Origin of the sequence: Psychrobacillus sp. NPDC093200, from assembly GCF_050280345.1 — a bacterium.
GTDB lineage: Bacteria > Bacillota > Bacilli > Bacillales_A > Planococcaceae > Psychrobacillus > Psychrobacillus faecigallinarum.
Window position 1 is genome coordinate 1 of record NZ_JBNNVC010000007.1, and the last position, 19,683, is coordinate 19,683.

The following is a 19,683-nucleotide window of genomic DNA, read 5'->3' on the forward strand; positions in this document are numbered from 1 at the left end:
TCACACCCGTTCCCATACCGAACACGGAAGTTAAGCTCTTCAGCGCCGATGGTAGTTGGGGGTCTCCCCCTGCAAGAGTAGGACGTCGCTGGGCACTATAGGAAGTCGTTACCGAGAAATCGGTAACGGCTTTTTTGTTTATTCTATAAAGAAATTAAAAGTGCCGAAGGCACCTTACCATTTCTAATTAAGCAAGTGAGCGAGAAAGCAGAGGGGCAAAGAGTTCGAGGAAGCAAGGAAGAGAGGCTCGGAGCGTATAGCATACGCGAGAACCGATCGACTGTAGCTGAATAAGAAATCTGCCGTCCATCTGGTTTCGCAGCCTGCGCCGATGGTAGTTGGGGGTTCCCCTGCAAGAGTAGGACGTTGCTGGGCACTGAAAAAAGTCGTTACCGAGTAATCGGTGACGACTTTTTAGTTTGTCATTTATTAAAGTGAATATAAATAAATTAAGTCTAAGTAAAATACATAATTAGACGTTTCATATATCTAAATGGCACTTCACATTATTTTAAACGAGACAATATTAATGTTACTCTTATAATAGAGAAACTAAGCAAGGGGGAATTCCATGTTCTTGGAGGAGCTAAAGAAAGAATTACACCATAGACAGCCACTATTTATTGGGGAGGAAACAGCTCTGCGCTCGGCAATCATGCTTCCACTTGTGGAAGTGGAAGGAGAATGGCATATTTTGTTTGAGGTGCGCTCCTTAACGATGAGAAAGCAGCCTGGAGATATTAGCTTTCCAGGTGGTCGTATTGATGCTACAGATGCATCTCCAATGGAAGCTGCTATACGAGAAACCCATGAAGAGTTGGGTGTAGCCCCGACATCTATAAAAATTTTAGGACAAATGAGTCCTTATATCACTTCTTCATCTTTCGTGGTTTATCCGTTTGTAGCGACTATTGATCATCATCAAATCGAAAATTTTAACAAACAAGAGGTTGAAGAAGTATTTACAGTGCCAATCAACTGGCTCTTAAACTATGAGCCTTATATGCACACCGTCTCTGTTCAACCTATGCCTCCGATGGACTTTCCATTTGAAAAAATTTTTAATGGAGACAAATACCAATGGAGACCCCGTGATATTGAAGAATGGTTTTATGATTATAAAAACTATACAATTTGGGGATTAACAGCACGGGTATTAAAACATTTTGTGGAAACAATAAGAAATGTTAATAGATAATAATAAGAAATAATCTAAAAAGGGGGAGAAATATGTACCATGATACTTTCGTAATACTAAGGAGATAAATTTAACACAAAGGTTTTAGCATTGTATAAAAGTAATAGAGTACTAAATTAATATTGGTTTTAAAAGGCTCTCTATTGATAGGGAGTCTTTTTATTTTTTATACGAAGAGTATCAAAATTAGAATTAAATAATAATAATTAGCACTTTATAAATGCACCTCTGCTCCTATATGACATTCCTTCTAAATAACCAGTTTTCTAAAAAAAGACAACAATTCTTCTGAATCATTTTAATATGAAATGCCAGTCTTTACTTTACCTTTCTATATAAAAAATGGAATATTATAGATAATGGAAGTTTGCTAGAGGAGGAGATTTTATGTCTATCTGGTGGGGAATATTGTATAATAGAGAAAATTGGAAATGCTTCATTGTACCTGATTCAATGAGGGCATGCCTATGAAAATCCTAGATGTAGACTTACTTCAAGATGGGCTGCAACGTAACATAGCTATGCTTGAACGACTGCAAAACGAAGTAGAAAATATTCAAGACACAGTTAAAGAATTAGTAGCAATGGAAGAGGTATTGAAGGGGGCGGGAGGTAGTGCAATCCGAGGCTTCTATTCGGATGTTCATTTGCCATTCCTTCATTTTTTTCTTGTTTTCTCAGATAGCTTCAAGCAACATGATGGTTATACCATCAAGGAGTTTTATTTTAATACTGGCTAGGAAGAAAAGTATGAATTGGGCGAGATGACATTTTACATGGAAGGGGTAGTTATGACATGGAATGGCTAAAAAACTAACGAGAATGACAAATCTCGTGGCGATAAACAATGGCTAACGTAAAAAGTGTTCTTACTCTGCATTGGCTTTTAAATTTTAGGTTGTATTTTTACTAGAGACGGTCGTGCTAAAAAGATGATATTATGAAATATTTTAAAAGGGCTGTAATAAAATTAAAGCACTTGATTGTCTACTATTGGGCTTTCTTCGCCCTCTCCCTAACTTTAATGCAATTGCTAATCGTTGATATTGGTCTAATAACATTTTCCTATTCCAGATGGAGACATTTATCCTCCTAACAAGGAATAAATAATATTTAGAAGGTAATTATTATATGTGGAGAGAGCAAGTTAGTCAGATTTCCAAAATGAGAGAGAAACGAAATCGAAAACTCAATTTACCTACCAATAAAAATGAGTTATCAAGATTTCGTAAATCTGTAGTAGAAAAGTTTGGTGAAGATGTACTGCCACAGGAATACTATGAATTTTTACAAACAGTTAATGGAATTGAATTTAATGGACTTAAAATCTATGGGATTGACCAAAAGTTTATGGATTCTAAGCCAATAAATCTGGTAGATAGTTTTTTTGATGCCAATGAAACATGGGAGTCAATTAAAGAAGAAGATGAGCTGATTTTTTTGGGAGATTCAGATATAGCTTGGTATTGTTACAATGTTTCTAAAAAAAGTTTTGTTGAATTAGACAAGCCTTCAGGTGAGCATATGGAAACATTTCACGATTTTGAAACTATGCTTGAATCTGCTTTTTCTGCAGCACTTACTTAAATGTACAATCCGACGCCAACTATTGACGAAAAGGAATGTGTAGCACATAGAACCAACGGCTAACTGTTTAAAGGTATGAGATAATAGCAATTTCAATCTGGAAATTTATTAGTGGAATTGGTAAAGAAAAATGAAGATTTTAAATTACTATTTCTGACCTTGACTGGCTATATGCCTTTCAAGGTTTTTTCTTAATTCAAAGAAGTTTGTGTTTAAAAAGTAATATGAAAATAGCTTCAAAAACTCATGAAGGCCGGACGCTGGAAAGTAATGTCCTTTACCCCTGCTGTAAACATTCCGTCCATATCCGTAAGCCAACGGAGCTATTCCCAAAGGTATACCTAGATCCTCATAAACTATGGGTAGAAGAAAGAGACAAAATAATCGGCACGATGATCAGTGCTAAAAATTTTCAAGCCCTAGAATTGAAAAGAATGAATACAATTGAAGAAAACGTCGGAGAGAATGTAAAATACCATCAGTATGCAAATAGTCTCCTGATAAAAGAGTACTCGGAAAACGGGACAGTATACTACGAAATCGTTTCTAAAGTAGAATACAAGGAAGAAGTAGTCCAAGTTGAGCCACCAAAAGAAAATAAACTGTTGGATGGAATACAGTTTGGATTAGATCTAGTAGGGCTAATACCCGGAATCGGAGAAATAGCGGATGGGGCAAATGGGATTATTTATACAGCTAGAGGAGATAAGTTGAACGCAACACTCTCCTTTGGTGCGATGATTCCATTTGCAGGCTGGGGAAGTACCGGAGCAAAATTTGTAAATAAAGGTAGTCAGTTATATCAAGCTAGGAATGTATTAAGTGATGAAAAAGTGGCATCTATGTTTACACCCACTTACCAAGAAGTGATCAATGGCCCACTAAGCAGGACACAGTCCAACATGTATCTGTTCAAAACAGATTTCAATAATATGACACCAAAGTCTGTTACGTATAGCAATCCTCTTACTAGCAATTTGCCGTTGACGAAACCGGATGTCCCAACAACATCTAAAAGTTTAGAGGGTAATGGTAATACAGATATAAAGAATGTGGATGTTACGACTAAGGTTACGGTTAATAATAGTAAGCCAGTCAGCGGAGCTAAATCAATTATCACACCTGAAATGAAGGAAAAAATCCTTTTGGGACAAAGAAAGAACCCTAATAAAAATGGGGGCATTCATCAAACATTAATAATAGCCATTCTAACTATGCTACAGAAGCTATTAAAATCAATCCTGATGGTACAAAAGATATCAAATATATAACTCAATTTCCTGATGGGAATCTTTCAAAAATAAAAAATAGTACAATATTTCCTGAAGGTTGGAGTGATATTAAAATCTTAGATAGTATAACTGATATTGGTAATTCTCCTCCAATAAGTATTAGAGGTAGAGATGGAGCAACTTTCCATAGGGGAATTGTTGATGGTGTAGAAATTGATGTTATTAAAATAGGTGATACGGTAGTGAGCGGCTACCCAACAGGACAAATTAATGCTCCATTACCAGGTGGTTTTAGTAAATAGAGGAGGAAAGTGAATGTATGAAAAAGTAGATGCAGTATTATCTGAAAATAGCGCAGATAATTATTTTTATGACGATGAATTTATGTATGTGCAAGAATTGATGAGTGAGTTTACTAATATTGATTGGGAGAATTTAATTCGAGGATTAAAAGATAAAGATGATAAATATAAAATTAGATTGGCCTACTGTATAGATGAAGATAACGGAGTATATGGATTTAATTTATTATTAGACTTACTTAATGAGAGTGATGAAGTGGCTGAATATGCAATAGATTCTTTACGTTCTTTTGATGGAGAAGAGTATAAAAAAATAATTGCTTCTAATAAGCAAATAAAGGACAAAGTAGAGAAATTATTAAAAAATGCTAGTTTACCTATTGAAAGGATTTTAGAAGCATTTTTACAACAAAACAAATGATAAAAATTCGCAAATATTATTAAACTTAAAAAATGTACAAAATCACTTGATTTCCTAAAATTTGGAGTGAATTGATAGAGTAAATTTATGGTGGAATGTCTCAAATCTTGTGAAAGCTAAAAAGTCAAAGTATAGTATTGAAAAATTAGATGATTATTTAGCAAAGCCTAAATCACGAATATTAATTGATAAGCATTATGAAAAAATAGACTTAGGTGACTAGTATATGAGTCAATAAATCTTAATACTATTCTTAAACCTTGATTGGCTAAATGCCTTTCAAGGTTTTTACTTTAATTTATATAAATCAGCTGATATTGAGTGAGACAAAAAGAAAATGATTTGTTTGAGAATCGAGAGCTCATGAAGGCTGGACCGTCAAGGAGTAATTCGTAAACAGTGGTCTAGGAAGAAAAGTGTGAGAATTAGGCGAGATGACATTTTACATGCAGGAGGTAGTTTTGAGTGATTAAATAAACGATAATGACAAAGCTCGTGGCGTTAAACAATGGTTAATGTGAGAGGGGGGTGTTTGCTTTATATAGTTAAATATGTTTAAGGTTGTATTTTTACTAGAGACGGTCGTATAATACTCGCTATTCGTTTAAAAGCGTTACGAAAATTAAAATTTATGTAACGGGAGGGTGAGAAGTTGAACGTTGTTGGGTATATACGAGTCTCAACTCAAGGGCAGGCAAGAGATGGATATAGCTTGAAATATCAGGAAGAGAAAATTAAAGCATACTGTGAAGAACAGGGTTTTAACTTGATACACATCTTTAGAGATGAAGGAATTAGTGGTGCAAAACTAAATGAAGAAGCATTCGAAATAGACAGGTTGGGCTTACAAGAAATGTTGGCTCACCTTTCTTCTGTCCAAATACATAATGTAGTGGTGCTCAACACAAGCCGATTATGGAGGTCAGATATTGTAAAAGTGTTGATACAACGAGAGTTGAAGAAATATGGCTGTGATATTAAAAGCATTGAACAACCCTTGTACAGTATCCATAAGAAAGACCCAAATGACTTTTTGGTCAATGGATTAATGGAGTTATTAGACAAATACCAACGACTTGAAATTGATTGTAACTATATAAGACTTGATTCAATTGCGATACGTAAATTGAGTGTGGTGGACTGAACAATAAACGTAGCAAGCATCTTTTTTGGTGGTGGAATTGCCAAAGTTACTGTCAAGAGGTAAAAGAACAACTAAAGCAACAGCTGAAATTATCAAAAAAGAAAAGTCAGAACAGAAAACAAAAAATAATAATTGTGATTCAGTTGTGACTTCAAAAATAATAACCAACAGACTAAGGGTACAGATAATGCTAAAGATATAACTAAATTAACTGTTGAAGATATACCGACTGCAAAGAGTGGGAATTTTAATAAATTCTTCAATTTCCTTACAAGTAGTGAACTAGACGAACTTTGGAATGATAAAAAAATTAGAAAGAAAATTGAACGTCAACTTAGAGAACCTGGAGGTTTACATGAGTGGCACTTAGTTTTAAGGGCTCCACAATTTAAGTATTGAAATATTGGTGCTGAAGAGATTAAAGATTTAAGAACAGCTATAACCGATGTCAAATTTGTCAATCCAAACGGTGTTCATGGAGGATTAGGCTCAACTAAAGCACATAATGAATTGTTAGCAATAATAGATACTTCTAGCGACTATAATACATTTGTTGGACGACTTAATAATTGGGCTAATTATAGATTAGAGGGTGGAGTTTCGTCTTTACCACAAGATCTCAGATTAAAGTAGGAGGATACTATAATGGAAAAACAAAGATGGGTTTCATTTTGGTTAGGGAATATTAACGATGAGGACTCAATAGGAGAGTATGTTGATTTAACGTATGATGAGGATGGCGAGTCTGTACCTTCCGAATTCTTTATCGATTTTAATATTGATATGGATGAAACAGATGAGGATACTATAGAAAAAGCGGTCTATAAGAATAGTAGTAGTGATATTTCAGCATTATTAGATGGCTGTTCGTATGAAGAAATTGTCATCCCAAAAGTCCAGAAAAGTATTAATCTAAAGAAATCATATAATGCAATAATTTTAATATATAATTTTGAATATAAAAATGAAATTAGTTCAATAGGTGCTTTTGATTTTATTGCTACTACAAATTATGAATAAGATAACTCTTAAAGGTTCTAATTAGTAAGTCTCCATGTAAAGAGATTGATATATCTGAGGTATAATGTAATTTATGTGAAACCTTGATTGGCAAAATGCCTTTCAAGGTTTCTTTGTTGAAGAGATACCTAGTGACGAATGAACTATTTATTACGGCTTATATCATACCTGAAATGCCGGAAACAAAAGTTAGTTAATCAATTCGGGTGGCGGTTGAATAACTGCTATCTTTTCATAAAGTATTAGAGAAAGACTTTTTAAAACCTCGATAATATTAGATGTAATTATCCCCAGCTTACGCATCCTCAACCTCTATCAAATAGACTCCATCATTGAAGCCCCCTCGCTTTTCTTTTTTAGCTGTGCGAATTTGTTCAAGCTCTTCATATGTAGCTTCAAGAATGGGAAGCGCTGCGTGTATTAATTCTAGAATGTCAGCAAGCTCCTCGAGGGCATCCTTTCTATTATCCGTAGCTTCAAATTCTCTCATTTCTTCATAAAATTTATTTTTAACTTCGGTTAGATGCTCTGATTTGTCTAAAATACGAGTGGAAAACCTACTTCCAGAATTCTCGATTACTTGCGGAATTAGGTCTCGAACTAGCTTATTGTAAACTGGCATTTAAATTCCTCCTGTCATTATTCCTTTCATTAAATTGGCTAGAGTCAGGATAACTTATATTAGTTTTATGTATCCTGACAATACAGGAATTTGTTAAGTTGTCTCTGTTTACTTCTATTTATTCAACTTAAATGTTCAGTTTGTCGGTTGATGTTCCTTGCGCCTTCTTTTAGGGCTGGCAGATAGACGTCAGCAATTTGTTGTTCAGAGCTTCGTAATAAATTGGTAGAGATGTTGATGGCTGCTATTGGTAATCCCCTGCGATTGAAAATGGGCATTGCTATGGAACGTAGTCCAACCTCTAGCTCGCCATTGCCTTCAGCATAGCCCTGGGAACGGCAAATGGCCAAATGGGCTTCAAATTCTTCATAGGATGTTATGGTTTTTTCCGTAAAGGCCTCTATAGTTGCAGAGTCCCATGTTTTTTTCCTTTCGCTCTCTGGAAGCCAAGCAACAAGTGCTTTTCCTAGGGAGCTTGCAAAATAGGGAAGTCTAGATCCAATGCGCAAATTTGATCCAATGATTCGTTCGGCGGCATTGACACGTAGTACATAGACAACCTCTGGGCCATCAAGTACTGCCATATTGGTTGACTCCTTCACATTTTTAGCAATGTCCTGAAGGATTGGTAGTGATAGGTCAGGCAGGCTTAGAGTCTCTAAGTAATTTGATCCTAGATCTAATACTTTAGGGCTTAACTGAAATTTATTCTCTGGTAATAATCGAAGATAGCCCAAATCGACTAAAGTGAGGGCAAATCTTCTGACTGTAGCCTTGTTGATACCTGTTTTTTCTTCCAAATCACGAAGGGACATTGTACTAGCATTGGAGGTAAAGGCATTTAACACCTCAAATCCTTTGGCAACGGAATTTACAAAGTAACCATTATTATTTTTTTCCAAAAAAATCTTCTCCTCTATATATGAAACCTTACGATTATTTTACAATATTATCCTTAAATATTCTAAATATTTTATATTATTCTTGAAAAATAAAAAATTAATATATATAATTATAGAACACATAACGTATTACTGTACGGATAGTGTACAACTTAATGAGAAGTATGGCAATGATGTCTATATTTTTTATACATAAATGTAAGGGTTTTCAGGTTTTCTACAAAGGAGGATTTATCAACATGAACAAGATTGTGACTGCTGAGAAAGCAATCTCTTCTATTAAAAATGGGGATATCGTTGCAGTGGGAGGCTTTGGCTTAATAGGCTGTCCGCTTCAGCTTGTGGATACACTAGCTGAGCATGAGGTTTCTGATTTAACAATTATTAGCAACAATTTAGGAGAACCAGGTGGTAAGGGCTTAGGCAAAATATTAATGCAAAACAAAATAAAAAAAGCAATCGGCTCTTATTTTACAAGCAATAGGGATGCGGTCCAATATGCAAAGGATGGAAAACTTGAAGTAGAGCTTGTACCTCAGGGGACGCTTGGAGAGAGGCTTAGAGCTGCTGGAGCAGGGCTTGGTGGTTTTTACACTCGTACATCAGCTGGTACATTGCTCGCAGAGAACAAGGAATCACGAGTAATAGATGGTAAGGAATATGTATTGGAGTTTCCTCTTCAGGCGGATGTGGCCCTTATTAAAGCTAAAAAGGCCGATAAGCTAGGCAATTTAGTTTTTTCAAAGACTGCTAGAAACTTTAATCCTGATATGGCGATGGCTGCCAAAATCACTATTGTGCAAGTAGAAGAGTTAGTGGAGGTAGGGCAACTAGATCCTGAGCATATCATCACCCCACATTTATTTGTCAATTATATTGTGGAGGAGGGGAAGTGAAAAAATGGAAACTATAAGTAGTAAAGCAAAAATCGCGAAAAGAGCCGCGGAAGAAATAAAAAACGGTTCCATTGTGAATCTTGGAATAGGTATCCCGACGTTAGTAGCGGATTATTTAGACACAGGCAAAGAAGTTTATTTACATACGGAAAATGGATTGCTAGGCGTTGGTCCATCTCCGAGCGAGAAACAGTTAGATCTCGAAATTATTAATGCGGGTAAGCTACCAGTTACCGCTCAACTAGGCGCTTCCTATTTTTCTTCCTCCGAATCCTTTGCCATGATTCGTGGAGGGCATGTGAATACGGTCATTCTAGGAGCATTGCAGATTAGTGAAACAGGGGATTTAGCAAACTGGGCAGTTCCTGGAAAGGATATTTTAGGAGTAGGTGGGGCTATGGATTTAGTAGCTGGTGCAAAGGAAGTCATTATAACGACTCAGCATTGCTCCAAGGATGGCGAGCCGAAAATCGTTAGTGAATGTACCTACCCAGTAACAGCAAAGAATATCGTAAGTACACTTATTTCGGAGTATGCCGTGTTTCGTTTTGTAGAAAACAAAATGGTTCTGGAGGAACTAGCAGACGGTTGGACAGTAGAGAAGCTAAAAGAAATTACACCTGCGAAATTTATTGTGTCTCCAACATTATCAATTTATTAGATAGAAGAAACTACAAGGGGGATTAGAATATGGAGCATGAATTTGTGATTGTTAGTGCCAATCGAACAGCGGTAGGCAGATTTGGTGGGCAGCTAAGAAACGTTCCAGCTGCTGATCTTGCTGCTACCGTGATGAAAGAAGCAATTACCCAAGCAGGATTGACAGTCGAACAAGTTAATGAAGTAGTGTTCGGTGAAGTAAGGCAATCGACGGAAGCCTCCAATTTGGCTAGAGTCGCGGCTCTGAAAGCAGGAATTCCAATCGAGTCATCTGGTTATACAGTAAATCGCCTTTGTGCATCAGGTATGCAATCGGTTATATCCGGTGTTCAGCATCTCGCTTTCCATTCTCAAGATATTGTTCTAGCGGGTGGAGCAGAGAATATGAGTAGAGCACCTTTGTATTTACGAAATTCTCGTTTTGGAGAAGGAAATCCATATATCGTAGATTCCAATTTAGAAAATGGACAACAACCGATGGAGATGTATGGGAAGGATTTAGGAATGGGTATGACAGCAGAAAATGTAGCTGAAAAATATGACATATCTCGCGAAGACCAGGATGCATTTGCTTTGGAAAGTCAAAAACGAGCGAAGCAAGCCTGGGAGGAAGGCCGTTTTGACTCTCAGATCGTACCAATTGAAATAAAGTATAAAAAAGAAACTAGTGTGTTTGCAAGAGATGAGCATATGCGTGACACCTCATTAGAAAAATTAGCAAGTTTAAAGCCGGTGTTTAAAAAGGACGGAACAGTAACTGCTGGAAACGCATGCGGAAGAAATGATGGGGCAAGTGCGATTATCCTTATGACTGCAGAGAAAGCAAACATACTAGGTTTAAAACCGTTGGCGAAAGTAAAAAGTTGGTCCACAGCTGGAGTAGACCCCCGTTATATGGGGATTGGCCCAGTCCCAGCAATTGAAAAACTTCTAAAACAAACAGACTTGAAGGTACAGGATATTGGACTATGGGAGCTAAATGAAGCATTTGCCTCTCAATCACTTGCAGTTATCAGACAAGTGGGGATTCCAATAAGTAAGGTAAATGTTAATGGAGGGGCTATTGCTTTAGGACACCCACTAGGTGCTACGGGTGCAATTATTCTTACGAAGCTATTACATGAAATGAAGCATAGAAATGAACAATTTGGAATCTCAACGCTATGCGTTGGAGGTGGCCAGGGGATGGCTGTACTTCTGGAGAATATGTAAAAATACATAAAACAAAGGATGATATGATGAGTAAAGAGGTAAATCAATATTTAATTCCACCTGCTACATTTGGTGAGAAGCTGAAGCAGGTTGGTCCAGGAATCGTCGTGGCGGCAACCGGTGCTGGAACGGCCGACTTAATAACATCGCTTGTAATAGGTACATCTTTTGGAATGACTTTTGTATGGGCAGTAATTGTTGGTGCCATTTTAAAATACTTCTTGAACGAGGGAGTAGGGAGACTGTATTTAGAAACCGGTCAAACGATTGTGGATGGCTGGCATTCTCTCGGTAAATGGGCAACTGGTTACTTTGGTGTTTATGCAATTATATGGGGCTTTGTATATGGTGCAGCAGCTGCTTCCACATCAGGGATGGCGATGCATGCCATGTTCCCAATTATGCCAATTTGGGCTTGGGCTATCATCCACTCAATCGTAGGTTTTATATTAATATGGGTTGGTCGCTATCTTCTGTTTGAAAAAGTAATGACTGTTTTAGTTGGAGTCATGTTTATCACGATTATCGGTACAGCAGTAATGTTCTTACCAAGCTTTGGTGATTTCGCGTTTGGATTTGTACCCCGTATTCCAGAAGGTTCATTTATTCTTATGCTTGGTTTAATCGGTGGAGTAGGTGGGACAATAACAATGGCCTCCTACGGATATTGGTTGACTGAGAAAGGGTGGAAGGGTAAGGAATGGGTTAGTGCCATGCGTCTGGATGCCAAAGTCGCATATACTCTAACAGCTCTTTTTACACTAGCTGGTTTAGTCATAGGGGCACAGTTCCTAGCAGGTACGGGAGTGAGTATTCGAGATGATGAAGGACTGGTTAAGCTAGCTGACATGCTAGGAGCTGAATTCGGAACACCTATGCGCTGGATGTTCTTAGTGGCCTTCTGGTCTGCAGCATACACTTCTCTACTAGGTGTTTGGAATGGCGTTCCTTATCTGTTCGCAGATTTCATGAAAACCATTCGTAAAAAGAAAGGCCCTGGAAAAGAGAAGGTTTCTACAAAGGAACCAGCTTATCGCTTCTATTTAGCATGGCTGACATTCCCTCCAATGGTTCTGTTTTATTTCGGAAAACCAGTAGAACTAATCATTATTTATGGAGCGTTAGGATCTCTATTCATGCCATTTTTAGCCCTTTCTTTAGTATTGCTTCTTAATGCCAAGAATTTAGAATCACGTAACAAATTAGTGTCCAATGCCGTACTAATAGGATGTCTCATTATGTTTGGTTATTTGGGAATAAGTGAATTGGTTAAAATATTGTTTGGTTAATATAGGAGCCATCACGTTTGTTAACGTGATGGTTTTATTTTTTATACGATTTTTATTGTTATAGCTATAGCAACAGGCGACTACTTCAACGGAAAACAGCTATTTTAAAAATGACACTTAAAGGGTACCTGCGCCTTTCGCTATAGATAAAATTGCATGTTGCCTATACAAAAGTGGGCTTTCTCCATACTTCCCCTTAAACAATTTTGAAAAGTAGTTGGCGTCATTAAAGCCGGTCTTTGATGCAATTTCATGGATGGTTAAATTGGTTTCCTGAAGCAGCTGCTTTGCATGAGTAAGACGTTTTTGATTAAGGTATTGCTTGAATGTCATCGCTTTTGTTTGTGAAAAGAGCATGCTTAAATAGCTTTGGCTGATCCCTATAAAACTAGCTAGTACCTCTAAATTTAACTTAGGATCCGTATAGGAATAATCGATAAAGTCTAGGGCGGCATTTACATAGTCGAACTGGCCTTTTTCTTTTTGTTTTATCGATTGGTTCATGGTGTCCTGACAGAATAGGACGAATTCCTGAATAATCGTGTAAAGGACCGGATGATTCAGGATGATATCGAAGAGTCGGTTGTATCGCAATTCTAAATCTAATCGCTTTTCCATTTGGTATTTCAGCATGAACCTCCTTACCTGAGCAAGTATGCTAGTAAGCTGAATGCGGATGGTGTCCGGCTGATAGTAGATGTCATTGGCTGTGATGCTATATAAAAACCTCTTGATAGTTTGAACATCGTTTTGTTCAAGACTTGTTATCCACAGTCGTTGTTGCTCTATAGTCAAAAAAGGATCTAAACTATGAAATTTAGGAAGCTTGCTGACAAGAAAAACTTGTCCGAAGCCATGCTGAAAACGTAGCTTTAGAGTTTCTTTTATAGCTTGATACATTTCCTTAATGGATTTTCTCGGTAAATCATAGATCGCGATATTTAAGTTTGCGTTATGTGTGCTTGTCCATTCTCTAATAATTGCTTTTGCTCTTTTAGTAAGCCCCTCCAGGGAATCATCCGTTGAAAATGCCACAATGCGCTTAGAAAGGGGTAAAAGAGTCAGATGATTTAAAGATTCTAGCCAATGAAATAGCTGCTCGTTTTGCTCCAAAAACTCTGTTTCTAACATGAGACAGAATGTAAATTCATTATTTACTACCTGATGCTTCTCTAAAAATAAAGAAGGATAAATAGAATGATCGCCAACTAAGGGGAGAACCTCTCTTTGAACATTTATTTTCTGTCTTATTGCATGAGTTATATATTGCTTTAGCATGTTTAAATCGAGGGGTTTAACGAGTAGGGTGAGTGCTCGTAGAGATAGAGCATTTAATGCGTGCTTAAAAAGAGGCTCTGCAGTCATACCAATGATGTGCTGAGAATTTAGCGATAAAGCCTTTCTCAATCGATTTGACTCCTCCTGAGTAAGCAGTTCCATCTCCAATAAAATAACCTCTGGGTTCTCTGCTTCAAGCTGTTGAACCGCCTCATTAATATTTCCCGCCTCTAAAATTGTCGTAATATTTAACTGATACCGCTTGATATACCACTGAATTCCATTTCTTTCTGTTTGATCTCGGTCAATTACTAAGAGCTTCACTCAATTACACCTCATTTTTTACGATAGTTATCTAGCTTTAAATCTGTATCCCCTTAGGAATTTCTTATGATTTTATTCATTCTGTCAAAAAATCATAAATTATTCCTTCTCTTTCTTAATAAAATTCCATCTTATCTAAAGAAATTCCTTTATTTTATAACAATATTACATATATTTAATCTTTTCTGAATTTTATAATTGATTGAAAAAGGAGTGGTGGGTTTGGTAAATATCCCGAATAAAGGGCTCGTTCAAGAGGGTAAGACCGAGATGCTTTCTGTCTTCAAGTTTGTTATTTGCAGTTTAATAGGAATCTTTAGCTTCTTTGTTACCTTTACGTATAACGAGAAATCTTCTATTCTACTTGATCATCTTGTAACGTGGCTATCAGTGAATGCACCTACTTTTGTAACAATCTATATAGTAATCATGCTTGTATGTGGAGCTGTATATCCATTTGTCACTAAAACATGGAATAAGGATAAGGTCAGTATTATCATGTCCTTATTTAAAGTGGTTGGTCTGGGAGTAGGGATATTGTTGTTGGTAGGCGTCGGACCTGCTTGGCTATTTGACCCAAATGTAGGACCATTCTTAATGGATAAGCTGATTAAGCCAGTTGGTGTTTTGATTCCGATAGGAGCTATCTTCTTAGCATTGCTAGTCAGCTATGGCTTACTTGAATTTATAGGTGTGTTCATGCAACCAATTATGCGACCGGTTTTTAGAACTCCCGGACGTTCTGCAGTAGATGCAGTTGCTTCCTTTGTAGGAAGTTATTCTGTTGGTTTGTTGCTGACTAATCGCGTGTTTAACCAAGGGAAGTACACAATCAGAGAAGCTGCAATTATTGCAACAGGCTTCTCCACTGTTTCTGTTACATTTATGGTCGTAATTGCAAATACATTGGACTTAATGGCTTATTGGAGCTGGTTCTTCTGGGTTTCACTAGTCGTAACATTTTTAGTGACAGCTATTACGGCACGTATTTGGCCTTTAGCAAAACTGAAGGATGAGTACATCGTAGATGAAGGAGACCCTGAGGTTATTGTTAACGAAAATCGACTGCAGATAGCTTGGTCAGAGGCGATGCAGGCAGTGCGAACAAATCCGCCGTTGTGGAAAAACCTTTTGCAGCATTTAAAGGAAGGCTTAATAATGACGATGGGTGTTCTGCCATCCATTCTTTCTATTGGACTTTTAGGGTTGCTGCTTGCTATGTATACCCCGGTGTTTGATTGGATTGCGTATATTTTCCTACCATTTACTTGGGCTTTGCAAATTCCAGATCCATTACTTACTGCAAAAGCATTATCTGTATCTATTGCAGAGATATTCCTTCCTGCCTTATTAGTGACCTCTGCTACTACTTTGACGAAATTTATCGTAGCTGTCGTATCGGTATCGGCGATTTTATTTTTCTCGGCTGTTATTCCAGTCATTCTCTCTACCGACATTCCGCTAACAATTCGTCAGATGGTCGTTATTTGGTTCCAACGGGTTGTACTTACTTTAATCATTGTTACACCAATCGCATTTATATTATTTTAAAGGGAGTGTTATTTTATGAAAAATGTATTACAAAATATAAAGGCACCAACAGGAAGTCAGCTATCATGCAAAGGATGGACACAAGAGGCTGCTATGAGGATGCTCATGAATAATTTGGATCCAGAGGTGGCAGAAAATCCAGATGAGCTAGTTGTGTATGGAGGAATTGGTAAGGCAGCACGAAACTGGGCGAGCTATGAACAAATAATTGAATCCTTGAAAAAGCTAGAAAACGATGAAACTCTACTCATTCAATCTGGTAAGCCAGTAGCAGTGTTTCGTACCTATGAGCATTCTCCACGTGTACTAATTGCAAACTCTAATTTGGTGCCAGCTTGGGCAAACTGGGAGCATTTTTACGAGCTAGAGGATAAGGATTTGATGATGTATGGTCAGATGACTGCAGGGAGTTGGATTTATATCGGTGCTCAAGGAATTTTACAGGGAACATATTTGAGCTTCGTGGAGGCCGGTAAAAAGGTGTTTGGCAGTTCAGATCTCCGTGGAAAATTAATCCTAACAGGTGGTATGGGAGGTATGAGTGGTGCTCAGCCACTTGCTGGTAAGATGGCAGGTGCAGTCATTCTTGTAGTAGAAGTAGACAAGAAAAGAATTGAACGAAAAATAAAAGAAGGCTATTGCGATTACTTAGTAGAAGATTTAGATGATGCCCTGAGAATGGCGAAGGAATTACAGGAAAAGAAAGAGCCAGCATCCATCGGGCTAGTAGGAAATTGTGCAGATGTATACAGAGAAATCTATGAACGTGGTATTGTTCCTGATCTAGTGACAGACCAAACAAGCGCACATGATCCGTTAAACGGATATATTCCAAACCATATGTCATTAGAGGAGGCACTAAAGCTTCGCAAGGTTGATCCAAAAGCATATGAACAAAAGGCGAAAAAGGCAATGGCTGACCATGTGCAGGCAATGCTGGATTTTCAAACAGCGGGGTCTGAGGTGTTTGATTATGGCAACAACATAAGAAAGTACGCACAGGAAATGGGAGTGGCGAATGCCTTTGACTTCCCAGGATTTGTACCAGCTTATATTAGACCATTGTTTTGTGAAGGAAAAGGTCCGTTCCGCTGGGCAGCTTTATCAGGGGATCCAGAGGATATCCTTAAGACAGATGCACTGGCAAAGGAAATGTTTGCAAACGATGAGGCGCTCGTGAACTGGATCGATATGGCTCAGAAGATGGTGAAGTGGCAGGGACTTCCTGCTCGAATCTGTTGGCTAGGCTATGGAGATCGTCACCGCTTTGCGCTTAAGGTCAATGAAATGGTCGCTTCAGGTGAACTTAAGGCTCCGATCGTTTTTGGACGTGACCACTTAGATTCAGGCTCTGTGGCATCCCCTAATCGGGAGACAGAGGGAATGAAGGACGGTTCTGATGCAGTGTCCGATTGGCCAATCTTAAATGCATTAGTGAATGTTGCTGGTGGAGCAAGCTGGGTAAGTGTACATCACGGTGGTGGCGTAGGAATGGGGTATTCACAGCATGCTGGTCAGGTGCTCGTAGCAGACGGCACGGATATGGCAGCAGAGAAGATTAGCCGTGTGCTAATATCTGATCCTGGTATGGGGGTTGCTCGCCATGCAGATGCAGGTTATGAGATTGCCATTAAAACTGCCCAGGAGAAGAATGTTCATATACCAATGCTAAACACAAAAGGATGAGAATACATGACACTACTAATTACAAATGCAAATCAATTAATTACTCTAGCGTCGGCTAGTAAGAAAGCGCGTACGGGAAAAGAAATGACTGAGCTTAACATTATAGAAAATGGAAGTCTATTAATAGAAGAAGACCGCATTGTAGCGGTTGGTACTAAGGAAGAACTTCAGGAGCAGCATCCAGAGTTAATGGAGAAGGCAGAGATATTAGATGCCACTGGCAGTGTAGTTATGCCGGGACTTGTTGACGCACATACGCATCTAGTATTCGGGGGAACTCGTGAAAATGAATTCCAAATGCGTTTAAATGGAGCTACCTACATGGAAATCATGAATGCCGGCGGAGGAATTCATGCTACCACGAAGAAAACGAGAGAGTCATCCTTTGACCATTTATATGAGAAAACATATGCACACCTAAATGATTTTCTTCGTCATGGGATAACAACAGTAGAAGCAAAAAGTGGCTATGGCTTAGATTGGGAAACAGAGGAGAAACAGCTACAGGTTGCAAAGAAGCTTCAGGAGAATCATACAATCGATGTAGTAAGAACGTTCATGGGGGCCCATGCGGTACCTGCTGAGTATAAGGGAAATCCTGATGCGTTTGTAGACTTGATTGTCAATGAGATGATTCCGAAAGTAGCAGAGTTAGGTCTAGCGGAGTTCAATGACGTTTTCTGTGAAAAGGGTGTCTTTACTCCAGAGCAGTCTCGTAGAATTTTATTGGCTGGTAAAGAACACGGGCTCATCCCTAAAATCCATGCAGATGAAATCGAGCCATATGAGGGAGCAGAGCTAGCAGCGGAGGTAGGAGCTATTTCAGCGGAGCATTTATTGGTAGCCTCGGATAAAGGAATCCAAGCAATGGCGCAGGCTGGAACAGTGGCTGTTTTGTTGCCAGGGACGGCTTTTTTCTTAAAGGCAGCTTCTGCGCGAGGGCGATTGATGGTGGATGAAGGTGTGCCGGTTGCCATTTCAACTGACTTTAACCCGGGTTCTTCTCCAACGATTTCGCTGCCTTTCATCATGAATTTAGCCTGTATGAATATGGGCATGACGATGGAGGAGGTTCTGACAGCGACCACCATTAACGCCGCATATGCGATTAACAGAGGAAATGAGATAGGTTCTTTAGAATCTGGTAAGAAGGCGGACGTGCTTATTTTAAATGTCGAAAACTATCAGCAACTTCAATATTTTTACGGAATGAACCATACGAAGACCGTTGTAAAAAATGGAAAAGTAGTTGTGGATAATGGGGTGATCATAGATGGACTACAAAAAAGCACCAATTGAGCCTGCTCCATTTAACTGGCAGAGAATAGAACATCAAGATATGAAGGTCAAGGACTGGATTGTTCCCCAGTGGCGAAGTGAGAAAAAGGACTGGGAGGTAGTGCTTCTTGGGGCACCGCTTTCCAGGTCTTCTATTAGTGTTTCAGGAGCATCTGAGTTTCCAAATGTCTTTCGTCAGTCATGGGAAAAATTCTCGACATACTATATTGATGAAGATATAGACATTCGTGAGTTGAAGGTGGCGGATATCGGAAATGTAAAGATGCATTTCACCGACATATTGCGTAGCCATCAACACATCGAGGACGCTATGGAGAATGTGGCAGGAGAATATCCAAACGCATTGAAGGTAACAATTGGCGGAGATCATTCAGTAACGGCTGCAACTATTCGTGGATTAAAGAAGGTTATGCCAGAAAAGAAGATTGGTATTTTACAGTTAGATACACATTTAGATTTGCGCTCCACAGATGACCACGGTCCGACAAACGGAACCCCCATTCGCCAATTAATAGAAGGTAGAGTGATCGAGGGGAAGCATGTCTACAATATTGGATTGCATGGTTTTTATAATGCACCTTCTCTAATAGAGGCTGCAAATGATTATGAGGTTCACCGGATACGATTGAAGGAGCTGCGACAAAAAGGCATCGAGCAAACGATACAGGACGTACTATCTGTATTGATGGAGCAAGTAGACTTTATTTATGTCACCGTAGACATGGATGTCCTAGATATAGCCTATGCGCCCGGAGTTCCAGCATCCACACCCGGCGGCATGCGTTCGGATGAGCTATTTGATATTTTATATGAAGTAGGGAAATGTGAAGGGATAGGAGCCATTGACTTTGTATGTATTGATCCAACGAAGGATAACCCAGTACAAGCTACTGTCAAGACGACCACTTACGCATTTTTAACGTTTTTAGCGTCCTTTTATCAGCACCAGGTGAAGAAACGCGAGGCATTATGAAGTTTATGACCGGATGGGGAAATTTATGACCGTTCGGGAGAGGTTTATGACCGGATAGAAATTTTTATGACCGTTCGCGCGAGATTT

Annotated in this window: 18 protein-coding genes, 1 rRNA gene and 1 pseudogene; 17 read left to right on the plus strand and 3 right to left on the minus strand. The window is 38.5% G+C overall.

Features of this window, described 5'->3' with window-relative positions; translation table 11 throughout:
- From rrf to ACQKNZ_RS18540, 9 genes and pseudogenes are all read left to right on the plus strand, one after another.
- Positions 1 to 94, plus strand: a 5S ribosomal RNA gene (rrf, locus tag ACQKNZ_RS18500); the annotation flags it as partial.
- Positions 95 to 571: 477 nt separating this feature from the next.
- The gene (locus tag ACQKNZ_RS18505) at positions 572 to 1,198 is read left to right on the plus strand and encodes an NUDIX hydrolase (protein WP_427661134.1); all 627 of its coding nucleotides are present in this window, start codon (positions 572 to 574) and stop codon (positions 1,196 to 1,198) included.
- Between the two features lie 467 nt (positions 1,199 to 1,665).
- Positions 1,666 to 1,938: a T7SS effector LXG polymorphic toxin gene (locus ACQKNZ_RS18510; protein ID WP_427661136.1), complete on the plus strand. Its 273-nt coding sequence runs from the start codon at positions 1,666 to 1,668 to the stop codon at positions 1,936 to 1,938.
- A 391-nt stretch (positions 1,939 to 2,329) separates the two neighbouring features.
- Positions 2,330 to 2,785 (plus strand): YrhA family protein, encoded by a 456-nt coding sequence (locus tag ACQKNZ_RS18515; RefSeq protein WP_427661138.1) that lies wholly within the window; start codon positions 2,330 to 2,332, stop codon positions 2,783 to 2,785.
- A gap of 224 nt (positions 2,786 to 3,009) precedes the next feature.
- Positions 3,010 to 4,056, plus strand: coding sequence for a hypothetical protein (locus tag ACQKNZ_RS18520; RefSeq protein ID WP_427661140.1), 1,047 nt, complete (start codon positions 3,010 to 3,012; stop codon positions 4,054 to 4,056).
- Positions 4,020 to 4,319 carry an EndoU domain-containing protein gene (locus ACQKNZ_RS18525; RefSeq protein ID WP_427661300.1) on the plus strand — a complete coding sequence of 100 codons (300 nt, stop codon included), beginning with the start codon at positions 4,020 to 4,022 and terminating at the stop codon, positions 4,317 to 4,319. The genes ACQKNZ_RS18520 and ACQKNZ_RS18525 overlap by 37 nt, the downstream gene beginning before the upstream one ends.
- Before the next feature lie 13 nt (positions 4,320 to 4,332).
- Positions 4,333 to 4,740: a hypothetical protein gene (locus ACQKNZ_RS18530; protein WP_427661142.1), complete on the plus strand. Its 408-nt coding sequence runs from the start codon at positions 4,333 to 4,335 to the stop codon at positions 4,738 to 4,740.
- 652 nt (positions 4,741 to 5,392) lie between these two features.
- Positions 5,393 to 5,824 (plus strand): annotated as a pseudogene (locus ACQKNZ_RS18535) (recombinase family protein); the annotation flags it as partial.
- 705 nt (positions 5,825 to 6,529) lie between these two features.
- Complete coding sequence (locus tag ACQKNZ_RS18540; RefSeq protein WP_427661144.1) at positions 6,530 to 6,904, plus strand: immunity 22 family protein; 375 nt, start codon at positions 6,530 to 6,532, stop codon at positions 6,902 to 6,904.
- 295 nt (positions 6,905 to 7,199) lie between these two features.
- On the opposite strand, the gene ACQKNZ_RS18545 is transcribed toward ACQKNZ_RS18540, so the two are convergent.
- A complete protein-coding gene (locus ACQKNZ_RS18545) occupies positions 7,200 to 7,526 on the minus strand; it encodes a nucleoside triphosphate pyrophosphohydrolase (protein ID WP_427661146.1) in 327 nt (108 codons plus the stop codon).
- Positions 7,527 to 7,648: 122 nt separating this feature from the next.
- A complete protein-coding gene (locus ACQKNZ_RS18550) occupies positions 7,649 to 8,428 on the minus strand; it encodes an IclR family transcriptional regulator domain-containing protein (protein ID WP_427661148.1) in 780 nt (259 codons plus the stop codon).
- 239 nt (positions 8,429 to 8,667) lie between these two features.
- Between ACQKNZ_RS18550 and ACQKNZ_RS18555 the strand changes: the two genes are divergently transcribed.
- Genes ACQKNZ_RS18555 through ACQKNZ_RS18570 form a run of 4 tightly spaced genes read left to right on the plus strand, consistent with a single transcriptional unit; the run spans position 8,668 to position 12,485 of the window.
- Positions 8,668 to 9,324 (plus strand): CoA transferase subunit A, encoded by a 657-nt coding sequence (locus ACQKNZ_RS18555; protein ID WP_144541878.1) that lies wholly within the window; start codon positions 8,668 to 8,670, stop codon positions 9,322 to 9,324.
- A 4-nt stretch (positions 9,325 to 9,328) separates the two neighbouring features.
- Positions 9,329 to 9,985, plus strand: coding sequence for a 3-oxoacid CoA-transferase subunit B (locus tag ACQKNZ_RS18560; RefSeq protein WP_151112566.1), 657 nt, complete (start codon positions 9,329 to 9,331; stop codon positions 9,983 to 9,985).
- A 29-nt stretch (positions 9,986 to 10,014) separates the two neighbouring features.
- Positions 10,015 to 11,196 carry a thiolase family protein gene (locus ACQKNZ_RS18565; protein ID WP_427661151.1) on the plus strand — a complete coding sequence of 394 codons (1,182 nt, stop codon included), beginning with the start codon at positions 10,015 to 10,017 and terminating at the stop codon, positions 11,194 to 11,196.
- On the plus strand, positions 11,148 to 12,485 hold the full coding sequence (locus ACQKNZ_RS18570; protein ID WP_260866677.1) for an Nramp family divalent metal transporter: 1,338 nt from the start codon (positions 11,148 to 11,150) through the stop codon (positions 12,483 to 12,485). Before ACQKNZ_RS18565 ends, ACQKNZ_RS18570 begins: the two co-directional genes overlap by 49 nt.
- Positions 12,486 to 12,602: 117 nt before the next feature.
- On the opposite strand, the gene ACQKNZ_RS18575 is transcribed toward ACQKNZ_RS18570, so the two are convergent.
- Positions 12,603 to 14,087, minus strand: coding sequence for a helix-turn-helix domain-containing protein (locus ACQKNZ_RS18575; protein WP_427661153.1), 1,485 nt, complete (start codon positions 14,085 to 14,087; stop codon positions 12,603 to 12,605).
- Positions 14,088 to 14,357: 270 nt separating this feature from the next.
- Between ACQKNZ_RS18575 and ACQKNZ_RS18580 the strand changes: the two genes are divergently transcribed.
- From ACQKNZ_RS18580 to ACQKNZ_RS18595, 4 genes are read left to right on the plus strand one after another with little or no spacing between them, the layout of a single operon-like run.
- Positions 14,358 to 15,638 carry a YjiH family protein gene (locus tag ACQKNZ_RS18580; protein WP_154312390.1) on the plus strand — a complete coding sequence of 427 codons (1,281 nt, stop codon included), beginning with the start codon at positions 14,358 to 14,360 and terminating at the stop codon, positions 15,636 to 15,638.
- A 15-nt stretch (positions 15,639 to 15,653) separates the two neighbouring features.
- Entirely contained in the window at positions 15,654 to 17,324 is a 1,671-nt protein-coding gene (gene hutU, locus ACQKNZ_RS18585) for a urocanate hydratase (protein WP_342577540.1), read from the plus strand.
- A gap of 6 nt (positions 17,325 to 17,330) precedes the next feature.
- Entirely contained in the window at positions 17,331 to 18,623 is a 1,293-nt protein-coding gene (gene hutI, locus ACQKNZ_RS18590) for an imidazolonepropionase (RefSeq protein ID WP_154312241.1), read from the plus strand.
- On the plus strand, positions 18,598 to 19,596 hold the full coding sequence (locus ACQKNZ_RS18595) for an agmatinase family protein (protein WP_340863809.1): 999 nt from the start codon (positions 18,598 to 18,600) through the stop codon (positions 19,594 to 19,596). Before hutI ends, ACQKNZ_RS18595 begins: the two co-directional genes overlap by 26 nt.
- Positions 19,597 to 19,683: the final 87 nt, after the last annotated feature.